Source organism: Amycolatopsis sp. NPDC004169, assembly GCF_040610315.1.
Classification (GTDB): Bacteria; Actinomycetota; Actinomycetes; order Mycobacteriales; family Pseudonocardiaceae; genus Amycolatopsis.
In genome coordinates, this window is sequence record NZ_JBEXMD010000010.1 from 120,107 (window position 1) to 135,208 (window position 15,102).

Here is a 15,102-nt window from a genome sequence, read left to right on the forward strand (position 1 = left end):
GGGGAACCGATGTACGAGCTTTCGCGGGTCCGCCTGCACTCGGTGGGCCCGGCGGGTGCCCGCTACCAGGACGTCGTGCTCGACTTCAGCGGCGTCGGCGCCAAGATCACCGCGCCGCAGCAGGACGCCTTGTTCAGCGCGGGCATCCACGCGACCGGCCCGGCCGAGCTGCGCCGCCCGTCCCCGGCGAGCGTGCTGTTCCTCGAGAACGGCGGCGGCAAGTCCGTGCTGATCAAGCTCATCTTCTCGGTGATGCTGCCCGGCCGCCGCCAGGTCGTCGGCACCACCAGCACCAAGGTGCTGGAGAAGTTCGTCGCCGCCAAGGACGTCTCGCACGTCGTGCTGGAGTGGCTGCACGTCGAGAGCGGCCACCGGATCATCACCGGCAAGGTCTCCGAGTGGCGCGGGCACGTGGTGTCCGCCGACTCCGAGAACCTCGTCGACTCCTGGTACTGCTTCCGCCCGACCGCCGCGCTGGGCCTCGACTCGCTGCCGATGACCCAGGACGGCCGGCTGCTCACCATGTCCGGCTTCCACGACAAGCTCACCGCGGCCCAGCTGGCCGAACCCGAGCTGGAACTGTCCTGGACCCGCCGCCACCACGAGTGGACCGGCCGCCTCGACAGCCTCGGCCTCGACACCGAGCTGTTCCGCTACCAGCGGGCGATGAACGCGGGCGAGGGCGAGGCGGCGGACGCGTTCGCCTTCGGCACCGACGACGCCTTCGTCGAGTTCCTGCTGCGTGCGGTCATCTCGGAGGAGGAGCCGAAGGACCTGGCCGAGGTCGTCGCGACCTACGCGCACAACCTGGCCCAGCGCGGGGATCTCCTGTCCGAGCGCGACTTCGTGGCGGGTGCGCTCGACCTGCTGGGCCCGCTGGCCGCCGAGGAAGGCGTCGCCGCGGAGTCGCGGAAGATCGCGGAGGCCGCGAAGGCCGACATGGCTTCGCTGGCCGGGCGGGTCGTCGCCCGCAACGAACTCGAGAACGCGCGGCTGTCCGGGCTCGAAGACCACGTCACCGAGGTCAAATCCGCCGAAAAGCTGGCCGAGGGCGACCACCGGCGGCTCGCCGCGGCCGTCACGGAACTGCGCCGCCTGGTCGCGGTGCTGCGGCTGGACGAGGCCCAGGAGGTTCGCAAGCGGGTCGACGCCGAATTGGCGGCCGCGAAGACCGAAGCCGAGGCTTGGCGCGAGACGGCGACCGTGCTCAACTCCTTGAACGCGGCGCGCAAGGCGAAGGACCTGCGCGAGCTCGTCGGCAGCCGGGAGGAGAAGGCGCGTCCCGCGTTGAAGGCGCGCAACGACGCTGCTTCGGCGCTCGCGCGCGGGTTGCACGCGCTGGCGCAGGACGCGCAGCGGCAGGCCGACAAGGCCGAAGCGCACGCGGGCGCGTTGCGTGCCGAAGCCGAGAAGGCGCAGACCGAGCGAGACGAGGCCGCGAACCTCGCCGCGGCACGCCGTGCCGAAGCGCGCGGCCTCACCGGGCGGATCACCGAACTGCGCGAAGAGGTCCAAGCCGCCGTCCGCGCCGGGTTGCTGCCTGCGGGCGCCGACGTCGCCGAAGCTTCCCGCGCCGCTCGTGCCGCGGCCGAGCAGGCCACCGCGGAGCTGGCCCGCCGCGAACAGGAACTGGAACGCGTCGCGACGGACCTGCAAGCGGCGCAACGGGCCGTGAACGAGGCCCACCAGCTCGCCGGCACCACGCAGGACCGCCTGGAGCGGGCCACCGAGGACCTCGACCGCGCCCACCGCCGGACCGACGCCCTCGCCGCCGAGGGACGCCTGGTCGAGCTGCTCGGCGCCGACGACGTCAACCTGGAGAGCGACCTTCCGGTGCTGCTGGAACGGCTGCGCGAGGCGAGCGCGGCCGTCGAGAAGGAGCAGACCGCGCTGCGGATGGAGGAGTCCGCCGACGAACGGGCGCTGGCCGCGCTGGGGTCCGGTGGGCTGCTGCCGCCGCCCCAGGACGTCCAGGCCGCTCTGGACGCACTGGAAGAGGCCGGGATCACCGCGTGGTCCGGCTGGCGCTACCTGTCCAAACTGGACGCCGGCCGGCGTGCCGAGGTGCTGGAAAGCCTGCCGCAGCTGGTGTCCGGGGTGCTGCTGAACGACGCCGCGCACGCCGATCGCGCCCGCGAGGTGCTGACGAAGCGGCGGCTGCTGCCGAGCGCGATCATCGCCGTCGGCACCACCGAGGCGCTGCAGGCGGACGTGCCGTCCGCGCCCGGCGTCGAGTTCCTCGTGCCGCCGAACCCGGCGATGTACGACGAAGAAGCCGCCGACGCCGAGCGGGAAGCCGTGGCGCGGCGGCACACCGAGCGGCAGCGGCGGCTCGAAGCGTTGTCCGCCAAGCTGTCCGCGGACGGCGCACTGACCTGGAAGCTCACGACGTGGCGCGAGGACTACCCGCCCGGCGCCGTGGCGACCCTGGCCGAGCAGGCCCAGGCCGCCCGGGCCGCGCGGGAGACCGCCCGCATGGCGCTGGAGCAGGCCGACGCGGACTTCGCCCGGTTGAGCGAGAAAGCCGCTTCGCTGCGCGAGCGCGTCCCCGAGCTGCGGGCGGCTGCCACCGAAGCCGAGGAGCGGGCCCGGCGGCTCGGTGAGCTGGGCGTGCGCAGCGCCCGGATCGCGGAGTGGACCGAGGAGGCCGAGCGGGCGACCGAGATCGCCGAGCGCGCCGACCTGCAGGCGTCCGACGCGGCGGGCAAGGCCGCCCGGCTGCGGGAGCAGGCGGGGGAGGAGCAGCGCACGGCCGACGGCCACCGCCGGACCGCGACCACCGCGCGTGCCGAGCTGGCCGAGGTGCCCGGAGCGGCCGACGCCGCGGAGGGGCCCGCGCCCGCCGAACCGGTCGACGCGCTGCGGCGGACGTACGCGTCGGCGTCCGAGGCGTACGCGAAGGTCGAGGTCGGCAGCGACCTGCGGAGTGAACTGGAACAGGCGGAGTCGGCGGAAGCCGCGGCGGGCTCGGCCGTCGAGTCCCTGGACGAGGCCGTCCGGGCCCGCGCGGCCGAGCTCCTGGAGACCCCCGACGGCTCCGACGCGTCGGCCCGCGCGGCCGCGCTGGCCCGCGCCCGCCGCGTCGTCGACGGCCTCGAAGACGAGCGCACCGAGGCGATCGGGCTGGTCTCGACCCGGCGTGCCGAACTGGACGCGCTGCCGCTGCAGAACGGCGTCAACGGCGAGAAACCGCGGGACATCGAGCACGGCCTGGAGCTGATCGACGCGGCCGGGCTGGAGGCGTCGGCGGCCGCCCGGAAGTGGGAAGAGCTGCAGGAACGCCGGGCCGCGGCGGAAGCGACGCTGGAGTCGGCGCGCAGCTCGGCTTCGGGGTTCGCGCTGCTCGCCGAGTCGATGGCGCACCTGGTGACCGACACGGACGCGGACGCCTACGACGGTGACGTCGACACCGCACGCGCCCAGCACGCCCGGCTGAACGCGACCTTCAACCAGGCCCAGGAAGCCGCCGACGCCGGCGACCGCCGGGTGCGCGCGGCCGCCGACCAGCTCGCGCAGTACGCAACGGAGAAGCGGTTCGAGAAGCTGAGCACGCCGGTGCGCCAGCAGGTCATCTCGGTCAAGCGCGACCAGCTCCCGGCGCACGCCGCCGAGTGGGCCGAGGCCCTGCGGCCGCGGCTGCGGTCGCTGACCGACGACCTCGCCCAGATCGACCGGCACCGCGGCGGCATCATCACCCGCCTGCAGGGCATGGTCGACGGCGCACTCCGGACGTTGCGCTCGGCCCAGCGCGTCTCGCGGCTGCCGGACGGCCTCGGCGACTGGTCCGGGCAGGAGTTCCTCCGCATCCGCTTCACCGAGCTGGAGGACAACGCGCTGACGGAGAAGCTCGGCGAAGTCGTCGACGAGGCCGCCGTCGGCAAGACGGCGGACGGCCGGGACGTCAAGCGCGACGGGCTTTCCCTGGTCCTGCGGGGAGTCCGGGCCGCGGCGCCCAAGGGCTTCCGCGTCGACATGCTCAAGCCGGACTCGGTGCTGCGGACCGAACGCCAGCGCGTCTCGGAGATCCGCGACGTGTTCTCCGGCGGCCAGCAGCTGACCGCGGCGATCATCCTGTACTGCACGCTGGCCGCTCTGCGGGCCAACAACCGCGGCAAGGTCCGCAACCGGCACTCGGGCGTACTGTTCCTGGACAACCCGATCGGCCGCGCGTCGGCCGGGTACCTGCTGGAACTGCAGCGGGCGGTGGCCGAGGCGCTGGGCGTCCAGCTGATCTACACGACCGGCCTGTTCGACGCGGGCGCGCTGTCGGAGTTCCCGCTCATCGTGCGGCTGCGCAACGACGCCGACCTGCGCGCGGGCCGGAAGTACCTGTCGGTGGACTCGACGATCCGCAACTCCCTGGAGGACCTGGGCGAGCCCGACGGCGTCGCGCGGCTGTCGGCGACCCGGATGTTCACGCGGGAGGCCGATTCCGCCGAGGACGAACAACCGGCCTGACGGGAACAACCCGGCACCGTCCGGGGTTGCCGGGCGCATGACGGAACTGGGGCCGATCGGGGCCACCCACAGCGCACTGGACACCGGCACGGACGTGGCGGCCGAGCTGGAGGAGCTGGGCTACGCCACGTTGTGGCTGGCCGGCGGGCAGGGCAACAACCTGCCGCGGATCACCGAGGTGGTCCGCGCGACTTCGCGGATCCAGGTGGCGAGCGGCATCCTGTCGGTCGACCGGGTCCCGTCGGCCGCGGTGGCTTCGGCGTACGCGGAGCTCCCGGCCGGCCGGTTCGTCGTCGGCCTGGGCGGGGCGCACGGCCCGCGCCCGCTGGCGGCGCTGAACGACTACCTCGACGAGGTCGAGGACGTCGTACCGCAGTCCGCGCGGATCCTGTCGGCGCTCGGCCCGCGGATGCTGGAGCTGGCCCGCGACCGCGCGTCGGGCGCGTACCCGTACCTGGTGACGACGGATTACGTCGCTTCGGCGCGGGAGATCCTGGGGGCGGAGCGGCAGCTCGCGGTGCTGCTCAGCGTGGTCGCGGAAACCGACGTGACCCGCGTGCGCGAGGTCGTGCGGGCCGGTTCGCTGGGCTTCCTGGCCGGGATGCCGGGCTACGCGGCCAACTTCCGCCGGATGGGCTTCACCGACGCGGACATCGCGGACCGGTCCGACCGGCTCGTCGACGGCCTCACGGTGTGGGGCGACCTCGACGGCGTCGTCGCGCGGCTGCGGGAGTACCGGGCCGCCGGCGCCGACCAGGTGGTCGTCCCGCTCGACGGCGTGCCCCGCGAGTGGTGGCCGGAACTGGTGAAGGCGCTGGCCTGACCGCGGATCGCCCGCAGGTACGCGGCGGAATACGTCGAGACCGCGCTGGTTGAAGGCGTAGTAGCAGGTTTCGAGGCGGCCGGGGCACGACTGCTCCTGGCGTGTTCGGCGGAGGTCGACGGGATGAGTGGACGACAGTCATCGAACACTGCGCGGGCGCGCGGGCTCTCGCACGTCCCGCCGGGCGAGGTCGCGCTCCAGGACGCCCTGGCCGCGGTCGCCGATCCGGTGCGCCGCAGCATCGTGCGCGAGCTCGCCGCCGTGCCCGAGTGGACGAAGGCGTGCGGCACGTTCGACCTGCCGGTGGCGAAGGCGACGCTCAGCCACCACTTCGGCGTGCTGCGCGCGGCGGGCCTGATCGAACAGCGCGACGAAGGCCCGCGGCGGCTGAACCGCTTGCGGCGCCCCGAATTCGACGCCGCCTTCCCGGGCCTGCTCGACCTGGTGCTCAGTCACCCCGGCCCGTGAAGGCCAGCGTGGTGCCCAGGCCGATCATCACCAGGCCGCCGGTGCCACCGACCATTTCGAGGCGCTTCGGCGAACGCGCGAACCACGCGCGGGCGGTGCCCGCGACCAGCGCCCACGCGCTGTCGGTGGCCAGCGCGATCGCCGGCAGGCACAGCCCGAGGACGAGCATCTGGGCCGGCACCGAGCCGGCTGCGGGGTCGACGAACTGCGGCAGCAGCGCCGCCAGGAACACGATCGACTTCGGGTTCGCGAAGCCGACGACGAAGCCGTCGCGCAGCACGGTCAGCACGCGGCCCGGCGTGGCCCGCACCTGCGCGGCCATCGCGTCGGTCAGCTTCCGGCGGTGGCGCACCGCCTGGATCCCCAGGTACACCAGGTAGACCGCGCCGGCGACCTTGATCGCGGTGAACACCGCCGCGGACGTCGTCACCAGCGCGCCGAGGCCGAACGCGACCGCGACGACCTGCGTGTACACGCCCGCAGCGTTGCCCAGGACGGTGAGCAGCGCGTCCCGCCGCCCGACGGTGAGCGCGCGGCTGATCGTGAAGAGCACGCTCGGCCCGGGGACCACCACCATGAGGAACGTCAGCGCGGCGAAGGCCGCCAAGTGCGTACCGGAGACCATTTCGCGAGGCTATCGCCTGGTCGCCGGGGATGACCAGGCGTTTTTGTCGGTGCCGGGTGGTAGGAAAAACGCGTGCCTCCGAAGATCAGCACCGAGCAGCGCCGGGCCCGCCTCGCCGTCCGGCACCACCTGGCCGCGCCCGCGGCCACGGTGGCCGAAGCCGTCGCCGGGGTCGTGGCGCTGCACGCCACCGACCCGGCGACCGTCCACCTGTCCGCGTCCGCCCGGCTCGACGGCCCGGCAGTTGCCGAGGTCGAGCGTGCGCTCTACGACGAGCGTTCGCTGCTGCGCCTGCTGGGCATGCGCCGCACGGTGTTCGTGACGGACCTGGACACGGCGGCGCTGGTGCAGGCCGGCTGCTCGGCGGACATCCTCGTGAAGCAGCGGAAGCTGCTCGAACAGCACCTCGGGCAGCAGGGGCACCCGGAGAACGTGCCGGAGCCGCAGCTGTGGCTGCAGGAGGTCGAGGCATCGGTCGAGGCGGCCCTGCGTGCTCGCGGTTCGGCGACAGCGCAGCAGCTGAGCGAGGACGAGCCGCGGTTGCGCCAGCAGCTGCTGATGGCGGCGGGCAAGCCGTACGAGGCGATCGGCAACGTGACGAGCCGGGTGCTGTTCCTGCTGGCCGCGGGCGGCCGGATCGCCCGCGGCCGTCCCCGTGGCAGCTGGCTGAGCACGCAGTACGTGTGGCACCCGCTGGACGAGTGGGTCCCGGGTGGGCTGCGGGCGTGGAGCGCGGAGGAGGCCCGCGTCGAGCTGGCCCGGCGGTGGCTGCGCGCGTACGGCCCGGCCCCGGTGGCGGACCTGCGGTGGTGGACGGGCTGGACGGCGGGCCAGGCGAAGAAGGCCCTCGCCGAGCTGGACCCGGTGGAGGTCGACCTGGACGGCGTGCCCGGGGTGGTGCTCGCGGACGACCTCGAGCCGGTGCCGTCGCCACCGCCGTGGGTGGCGTTCCTGCCTGCCCTGGACCCGACCCCGATGGGCTGGCAGGACCGCGACTGGTTCCTCGGCCCGCACCGCGCGGCCCTGTTCGACCGCAGCGGCAACATCGGCCCGACGGTCTGGGCCTCCGGGAAGGTGGTCGGCGGCTGGGCCCAGCGGGCCGGCGGGGAGGTGGTGTTCCGGCTGCTGGAGGACGTGGGTGCCGAGGTCGGCGCGGCGGTCGAGGTGGCGGCGGAAAAGTGCGCGGCGTGGTTCGGCGAAGCCCGGGTGATCCCGCGGTTCCGCACCCCGCTGGAACGGGAGCTGGCCGGATGAGGGGCGCGGATTTCATCCGGACGGGCGGTGGCGTGCCGCGGCGGGGACGGCCCTGCCCCTCGCTGGATCGGTCGAGTCATCGACCTCACGTGCCGTCCCGCGGGAGGCTTCGGCACCCCGTCGGAGCCGGCTGCGGGCTGAATCGTTCAAGTTCGGTTTTCGGGTTTACCCGCGGGCTCGGTGCCGTCCGTCGGACACCCGGCTTGATCAGCCGGAACCGGTCCCGGCGCGCGAACCTGCGGTGCCCGGTGGTCCGCCGTGGTCCACCCGGCCGGAACGCTCCAGAGCGGCTCGGCTTCTTAATCGATTCTTGACCCGTTCGACAAGTGGTGGAAGTCTCGTCAGGGCAGTCAGGGACGCGCATGCCCGCACGCTAGGGTGGCCGCGAGCCCGCAAGTCACGGCCGGAGTGCCGGCCGACCCTCAAAGGAGTGGCAGCAGTGACCGTTCGCGTAGGTGTCAACGGCTTCGGCCGCATCGGCCGCAACTTCTTCCGCGCCGTGCAGGCCAGCGGCCAGGACATCGAGGTCGTCGCCTTCAACGACCTCGGCGACGTCGCCACCATGGCCCACCTGCTGAAGTACGACTCCATCCTGGGCCGGTTCCCGGGTGAGGTCAGCGTCAGCGACGAGGGCATCGTCGTCGACGGCAAGACCATCAAGGCCCTCGCCGAGCGCGACCCGGCCAACCTGCCGTGGGGCGAGCTGAACGTCGACGTCGTCCTCGAGTCGACCGGCTTCTTCACCAACGCCGACGCCGCCAAGGCGCACATCGCCGGTGGGGCCAAGAAGGTCATCATCTCCGCGCCGGCCAAGGGCGAGGACCTGACCATCGTGCTCGGCGTCAACGACGACAAGTACGACGGCTCGCAGGTCATCATCTCGAACGCCTCCTGCACCACCAACTGCCTCGGCCCGCTGGCCAAGGTCCTCAACGACGCCTTCGGCATCGAGCAGGGCCTGATGACCACGGTCCACGCCTACACCCAGGACCAGAACCTGCAGGACGCCCCGCACAAGGACCTGCGCCGCGCCCGCGCCGCCGCCCTGAGCGTCGTCCCGACCTCGACCGGTGCCGCCAAGGCCATCGGCCTCGTCCTGCCGGAGCTGCAGGGCAAGCTCGACGGCTACGCGCTGCGCGTCCCGGTCCCGACCGGCTCGGCCACCGACCTCACCGTCACGCTGTCCAAGGCCGCCACGGTCGAGGAGATCAACGCCGCCTACAAGGCCGCCGCCGAGGGCCCGCTGGCCGGCATCCTGCGCTACAACGAGGACCCGATCGTCTCGGCCGACATCGTCACCGACCCGGCGTCCTGCATCTACGACGCGCCGCTGACCAAGGTCATCGGCAACCAGGTCAAGGTCGTCGGCTGGTACGACAACGAGTGGGGCTACTCCAACCGCCTCGCCGACCTGGTCAAGCTCGTCGGTTCGAAGCTGTCCTGAAGCAGATGAGCGTCAAGAACCTCGACGACCTCCTGGGCGAGGGCGTTCAGGGCCGGTACGTGCTGGTGCGTTCCGACCTGAACGTCCCGCTCGACGGGGACCGCATCACCGACGACGGCCGGGTCCGCGCGGCGCTGCCGACGATCAAGAAGCTCGCTGACGCGGGCGCGAAGGTCGTCGTCACCGCGCACCTGGGCCGCCCGAAGGGCGAGCCGGACCCGAAGTACACCCTCGCGCCCGTCGCGAAGCGGCTCTCCGAACTGCTCGGCGCCGAGGTCTCGCTGGCCGGTGACCTGGTCGGCGAGTCCGCGAAGGCGCTGACCGGCGGCCTGGCCGACGGCGGCGTCGTCCTGCTGGAGAACGTGCGCTTCGACGCGCGCGAGACCAGCAAGGACGCCGCGGACCGCTCCGAGCTGGCCGCCGAGCTGGGCGCGCTCGTCCCGGGCGGCGCGTTCGTCTCCGACGGCTTCGGCGTCGTCCACCGCAAGCAGGCCTCGGTCTACGAGGTCGCGTCGGTGCTGCCGGCGTACGCGGGCGGCCTGGTGCTGGCCGAGCTGGATGTGCTGAAGAAGCTCACCGACGACGTCCGGCGGCCAAACGTGGTCGTGCTCGGCGGCGCGAAGGTGTCCGACAAGCTCGGCGTCATCGCGAACCTGCTGACGAAGGTCGACCGGCTGATCGTCGGCGGCGGCATGGCGTACACGTTCCTCAAGGCCCAGGGCCACGAGGTCGGCCAGTCGCTGCTGCAGGCCGACCAGCTGGAGCAGGTGTCGGGCTTCCTCGCCGAGGCCGAGAAGCGCGGCGTCGAACTGGTGCTGCCGGTGGACGTTCTGGCCGCGACGGAGTTCTCGGCCGACGCCGAGCACGAAGCCGTCGACGCCACCGCGATCCCGGCCGACCGCCAGGGCCTCGACATCGGCCCGCGCAGCCGCGAGCTGTTCGCGAGCAAGCTGGCCGACGCGCAGACGGTGTTCTGGAACGGCCCGATGGGCGTGTTCGAGTTCGAGGCGTTCTCCGGCGGCACCCGCGCGGTGGCCGAGGCGCTGGTGAAGAGCGACGCGTTCACCGTGGTCGGTGGCGGCGACTCGGCGGCCGCGGTGCGGCAGCTGGGCCTGCCCGAGGACGGCTTCTCGCACATCTCCACCGGCGGCGGTGCCTCGCTGGAGTACCTCGAGGGCAAGGAACTGCCGGGCGTCGTGGCTCTGGAGGGGTCGAACTAGTGGCACGCAAGCCGTTCATCGCCGGCAACTGGAAGATGAACCTGAACCACCTCGAGGCGATCGCGCTGGTGCAGAAGATCGCCTTCGCGCTGCCGGAGAAGTACTACGCGAAGGTCGACGTGGCGGTGCTGCCGCCGTTCACCGACATCCGCAGCGTGCAGACCCTGGTCGACGGCGACAAGCTGTCGCTGACCTACGGCGCGCAGGACCTCGCGCCGCAGGACTCGGGCGCCTACACCGGTGACATCTCGGGCGTGATGCTGGCCAAGCTGGGCTGCAAGTTCGTCACGGTCGGCCACTCGGAGCGGCGCGAGTACCACGCCGAGTCCGACGAGCTGGTCAACAAGAAGGTCAAGGCCGCGCTCAAGCACGGCATCACGCCGATCCTCTGCATCGGGGAGAAGCTCGAGGTCCGCGAGGCCGGCGAGCACATCCACCACACCACGACGCAGCTGATCGAGGGTCTGAAGGGCCTCAAGGCCGAGCAGGTCAAAGACGTGGTGGTCGCGTACGAGCCGGTCTGGGCGATCGGCACCGGAAAGGTCGCTTCGTCCGCGGACGCCGAAGAGGTCTGCAAGGCCATCCGGGCGACCCTCCAGGAGAAGTACGGCGACGAGGTCGCTTCGTCCGTCCGGGTGCTCTACGGGGGATCGGTCAAATCGGGCAACATCGGCGAGCTGGTGGCGTGCGAGAACATCGACGGTGCCCTGGTCGGCGGAGCGAGCCTCGACGGCGAGGAGTTCACGAAACTCTGCGCACTCGCCGCGGGCGGGCCGCTGCCCTGATCGAGGCCACGACCGGGTAGCCTGTGTATCCGGTCCGTCACACAGCAGTGGACGAGTCCAGGGGTACGGTGGTGGTCGGAAACGACCATGCCGTACCCCTGCATTCTCCTAGAGCCCAGAGGATGACATGAAGCTGTTCCTGCAAATCCTGTTGATCGTCTCCAGCGTCCTGCTGGTGGTCGCCGTGCTGCTGCACCGTGGCCGGGGCGGTGGCCTGTCGTCGCTGTTCGGCGGTGGGATGCAGTCGAGCCTGGCCGGGTCGAGCGTGGCCGAGAAGAACCTCGACCGGATCACCCTGCTGCTGGGCGCGGTCTGGCTGATCAGCATCGTGGGCCTGGGTCTGCTGCTCAAGGTGTGAGGCGTCCGGCGCTCCGTCCGTCGGCCGCGACCGGGTCGAGACGGCGGGGCGCAGCGATTCGGCGTGCCTATTGGGGGGCGCGCCGCCGATTCCTAGGTGTGAGGATTCATGGTTGGCGGTAACGCGATTCGAGGCACCCGGGTGGGTGCCGGTCCTACGGGCGAATCGGAACGGGGTGAGTCGGCGCCGCGCCGCCGGATCTCCTACTGGTGTGCCAACGGGCACGAGGCCCGGCCGTCGTTCGCGCTCGACGCGGAGATCCCCGACGAGTGGGACTGCCCCCGCTGCGGGCTCCCGGGTGGGCAGGACGAGAAGAACCCGCCGGCCGCGCCCCGGACCGAGCCGTACAAGACCCACCTCGCGTACGTGAAGGAGCGGCGCAGCGACGCCGACGGCGAGGCCATCCTGGCGGAGGCGCTCGACCGCCTGCGCAAGCGCCGGGAAATCCTCTAAGGGTTTTCAGCCGATCGCCACCCCGGGCCCCCTCGGGGTGGCTTTTCGTGCGCTCACGCGTGTCCAGAACGGCATCACGCGTGACTGCCGAGGCATCACGCGTGACTGCCGAGGCATCATGCGTGACTGGCCGGGCATCGCGCTGATGGCCGTTGATCACGCGAGATGCCCGCCGAATCGCACGTGATGCCCGCTCAATCACGCATGATGCCCGCCGAATCACACGTGAGGCCCGCTCAGACACGCGTGATGCCTGCTCAATCACGCGCAAGACCATTTCGGCCACGCGAGAGGCCCTCCCGATCACGCGAGAGGACCGCCCGCACGGTGAGATGCCGGCCAGACTCACGTGATACCCGGCCAGGCCCGCGCGATGCCCGCCCCAACACGCGGAAGTTCTTTCCCGCCCGGCGTGATTGCCGGGCGGTTGCGCGGCAATCTGCCTGAGCAGCCCCCGATTTCCACGCTACCGGCGAGGACCGACATTTCCGGGGCCGGAAGCCTCGCGAACGGAGGATTCCGGCCGTTTCCGTCCGAAATCCTCCGTTCGCGGCCCGAGACGGCCCGGAATCGTCGGTGCCCACCGGTAAACTGGATACCGGGGGCCGGAGGTCAGCGGTCCAGCGGATACCGCGCCCGCACGCGGAAGCCGCCGTCCTCCGTTCCCGATGTCTCGAAGCTTCCGCCCAGCAAGCGGGCTCGCTCGGCCAGGCCCGTCAACCCGTGGCCGCCCGAAGGCAGGCCCTCCGTCGGGCGGCTTGCGCGCTCGTTGCGGACCTCGATCTTGAGCGCTCCGTGCTCACCCTGGATGCGGATCGTCGCCGTCGCGCCCGGGGCGTGCTTGTGGACGTTTGTGAGGCACTCCTGCACCGTCCGGTACGCCGCCGCCGAGACCTGGTTGGGCAGGGCCTCCGGGAGGTGCTCCACCGACAGGTGCACCGGCACCTCCGACGTGCGGATCAGCCGGTCGAGGTCGTTGATGCCGGGGCGCGGGCCGTCGTCGTCCGGGCCCGCGCGCAGCACGCTGAGCAGGGACCGCAGCTCCTCGAGGGTCCGCTTCGACAGCGTGCGGATGACCTGCGCGGTCTCCTGCGCGCGGTCGTCGGTCGTCTGGGCCTGGAGCGCGCCGGCCTGCATGGCGATCAGCGTGATCTGGTGGGAGACGACGTCGTGCATCTCGCGGGCCAGCCGGGCGCGCTCCTCGGCGCGGACGGCGTCGGCGTGGAAGCGGCGCTCGCGGTCGCGGCTCGTGGCCAGCTCGGCGAGCTTGTTCGAGACTTCCGTGCGGGCGCCGATGAGCAGGCCGATCGCGATCGGCATGCCGGCGACCAGGACCCCGTAGATGCCGTCGAGGATGTGCTCGCGCCAGCTCAGCTCGGCGAAGTCCTCCAGCGGCCACTGCACGAACCGGCACATCCACACCAGCGCCGCGCCGACCCACGTCTGCCAGTGCAGCTGCCGGCGGGTGGCGAGCATGCCGAGGGTGATCATCGACGCGAGCTGCGCCCAGCCGGCCAGGAAGCCGGGGACCGCGACGAGCACGGCGAGGAACGGGAACTTCCGGCGGAACACCACCGCGAGGCAGGCCGCGCCGGAGAGCCAGATCGAATACGGCTGGGCCTTCTCGGGGATCACCAGCCAGACGTCGAGCACGGCCAGGATGACGGCGGCCGCCTCGATGGCGAACATGACGATGGCCGGGCGCGGTACCGAGCCGAACGCGCTCAGCCCCCGCTTCCGCACCCGCTCGGCGGCCGACGGCCCCGAGCTCGCGATCGAGATGCCTGGAATCGAGAGTCCCTCTGTACTCATCGCTGGCGACCCCATTCGTCTTGTGGACTTGTTGGTGAGAGGCGCTCAGGGCCCGATCGGGACGCGTGGCGGCAGACAAATGTGCGGATGCTAACGAGGTCGCGTACGGAGACGGTTAGTTTCACCCGCCGTCGATGCTCCGGCGTCCGGATTCCGTAATCGGCTGGGCCGTCCGGGGGATAGCCGCCCCACGGTGCTACCCAGGGTGGGAGCTCTGTCTCCCAGCGTGCACCTGGACGACCACATTGTGGGAATCATGTTACCCACGTGTGGTCGCCCGGCGGAAGTTCTCAGGCGGCCATCGAGCGGAGGTCGTCGCTCAGCAGGCCGTGCAGCCCGGACGCGCAGGCTTTCGCCGTCTCGATCGACCGCGGCAGCATGCCCGCTTCGTACCGCCGGACCGCTTCTTCGACGCTGTTCGCCGTGGCCAGCGCGGTCGCCAGTTCGGTGCCGTCGAGGAGGGCGAGGTTCGCGCCGACGCCGAGCGGCGGCATCAGGTGCGCGGCGTCGCCGAGGAGGGTGAGCCGGGGCGTGGTGGTCCAGGCGTGGGGGACCGGCAGGACGTGCAGCGGCCGGTGCGTGAACTCGCCGTCGTGCTCGCGTACGTACGCGAGCAGGTCGGGGTGCCAGCCGGCGTAGCGCTCGAGGAGGTGGTCGCGCACCGCGTCCGCGACGGCGAAGTCGAGGCCGGCGGCCCAGTTCTCGGGCGCGTAGAAGGTCGCGTAGCAGCGGATGTGGCCGGTGCTGGTGCGCTGGGCGAAGAGCGCCTTGCCGCCGGCCTTCGTCATCATCGACCCCCGGCCGGTCAGCGCGGCCAGTGCCGGGTGGCGGCGGTCGGCGTCGTCGAGGCCGAACTCGACGAAGGTGACGCCGCTGTACTCGGGACGGACGCCGGTGAGGGCGCGCCGGACGCGGGACCACGCGCCGTCCGCGCCGACGATCAGGTCGAACTCCGCGGACGTGCCGTCGGCGAACGTGAGCCGGCCGGCCTCGGTGACGTCGGCGACCGGGCGTCCCCACTGGACGGTGCCGGGGGAGAGGGCGTCCAGCAGGATGCCGCGGAGCTGGCCGCGGTCGATCTCGGGCCGGGAGTCGTCGCCTTCGACGGGGAGTTCGTCCAAGACGGCTTCGGCGGTGTGCGGGTCGAGGCCGCGCATCTGCTGGCCCTCGGGGCGGGCCAGGGCGCGGAACCGGTCGTGCAGGCCCGCGGTGCGGAGGGCGACCTGGCCGGTGTCGGCGTGCATGTCGAGGGTGCCGCCCTGCGGCCGGGCGCCGGCCGCGGCTTCCTGCTCGAAGACGGTGACGTCGAGGCCGTGGAGCTGCAGGACGCGCGCACAGGCGAGCCCGCCGAGACCGGCGCCGGCGATCGCGATACGGGGAAAGGTCATGTCACTAAGAAAGC

General features: G+C 72.1%; 12 protein-coding genes. 9 read left to right on the forward strand and 3 right to left on the reverse strand.

Annotated elements, in window-relative coordinates; all coding sequences use genetic code 11:
* Nucleotides 1-9 precede the first annotated feature (9 nt).
* From ABZX11_RS16210 to ABZX11_RS16220, 3 genes are all read left to right on the forward strand, one after another.
* Nucleotides 10-4,458, forward strand: coding sequence for a hypothetical protein (locus ABZX11_RS16210; protein WP_354913637.1), 4,449 nt, complete (start codon nt 10-12; stop codon nt 4,456-4,458).
* Between the two features lie 37 nt (nt 4,459-4,495).
* Entirely contained in the window at nt 4,496-5,281 is a 786-nt protein-coding gene (locus ABZX11_RS16215) for a TIGR03620 family F420-dependent LLM class oxidoreductase (protein ID WP_354913639.1), read from the forward strand.
* 123 nt (nt 5,282-5,404) lie between these two features.
* Nucleotides 5,405-5,749, forward strand: a complete 345-nt coding sequence (locus tag ABZX11_RS16220) for a helix-turn-helix domain-containing protein (RefSeq protein ID WP_176176268.1) — start codon at nt 5,405-5,407, stop codon at nt 5,747-5,749.
* Here ABZX11_RS16220 and ABZX11_RS16225 read toward each other — a convergent pair.
* The gene (locus tag ABZX11_RS16225) at nt 5,730-6,374 is read right to left on the reverse strand and encodes a LysE family translocator (protein ID WP_176176269.1); all 645 of its coding nucleotides are present in this window, start codon (nt 6,372-6,374) and stop codon (nt 5,730-5,732) included. The genes ABZX11_RS16220 and ABZX11_RS16225 overlap by 20 nt on opposite strands.
* Before the next feature lie 72 nt (nt 6,375-6,446).
* Here ABZX11_RS16225 and ABZX11_RS16230 point away from each other — a divergent pair, with 72 nt between their 5' ends.
* From ABZX11_RS16230 to ABZX11_RS16255, 6 genes are all read left to right on the forward strand, one after another.
* The gene (locus ABZX11_RS16230; protein ID WP_354913642.1) at nt 6,447-7,628 is read left to right on the forward strand and encodes a winged helix DNA-binding domain-containing protein; all 1,182 of its coding nucleotides are present in this window, start codon (nt 6,447-6,449) and stop codon (nt 7,626-7,628) included.
* A gap of 439 nt (nt 7,629-8,067) precedes the next feature.
* The gene (gap, locus tag ABZX11_RS16235) at nt 8,068-9,072 is read left to right on the forward strand and encodes a type I glyceraldehyde-3-phosphate dehydrogenase (RefSeq protein WP_176176271.1); all 1,005 of its coding nucleotides are present in this window, start codon (nt 8,068-8,070) and stop codon (nt 9,070-9,072) included.
* A 5-nt stretch (nt 9,073-9,077) separates the two neighbouring features.
* Nucleotides 9,078-10,292 carry a phosphoglycerate kinase gene (locus ABZX11_RS16240; RefSeq protein ID WP_354913644.1) on the forward strand — a complete coding sequence of 405 codons (1,215 nt, stop codon included), beginning with the start codon at nt 9,078-9,080 and terminating at the stop codon, nt 10,290-10,292.
* The gene (gene tpiA / locus ABZX11_RS16245) at nt 10,292-11,077 is read left to right on the forward strand and encodes a triose-phosphate isomerase (RefSeq protein WP_354913646.1); all 786 of its coding nucleotides are present in this window, start codon (nt 10,292-10,294) and stop codon (nt 11,075-11,077) included. Before ABZX11_RS16240 ends, tpiA begins: the two co-directional genes overlap by 1 nt.
* 127 nt (nt 11,078-11,204) lie before the next feature.
* Nucleotides 11,205-11,435 carry a preprotein translocase subunit SecG gene (gene secG, locus ABZX11_RS16250; RefSeq protein WP_003071471.1) on the forward strand — a complete coding sequence of 77 codons (231 nt, stop codon included), beginning with the start codon at nt 11,205-11,207 and terminating at the stop codon, nt 11,433-11,435.
* Between the two features lie 108 nt (nt 11,436-11,543).
* Complete coding sequence (locus ABZX11_RS16255) at nt 11,544-11,888, forward strand: RNA polymerase-binding protein RbpA (RefSeq protein WP_043788280.1); 345 nt, start codon at nt 11,544-11,546, stop codon at nt 11,886-11,888.
* A 612-nt stretch (nt 11,889-12,500) separates the two neighbouring features.
* Here the strand turns inward: ABZX11_RS16255 and ABZX11_RS16260 are convergent.
* Nucleotides 12,501-13,700 carry a histidine kinase gene (locus ABZX11_RS16260; RefSeq protein ID WP_176176274.1) on the reverse strand — a complete coding sequence of 400 codons (1,200 nt, stop codon included), beginning with the start codon at nt 13,698-13,700 and terminating at the stop codon, nt 12,501-12,503.
* 290 nt (nt 13,701-13,990) lie between these two features.
* Nucleotides 13,991-15,088, reverse strand: coding sequence for an NAD(P)/FAD-dependent oxidoreductase (locus ABZX11_RS16265; protein WP_354913648.1), 1,098 nt, complete (start codon nt 15,086-15,088; stop codon nt 13,991-13,993).
* Between the last annotated feature and the right edge of the window lie 14 nt (nt 15,089-15,102).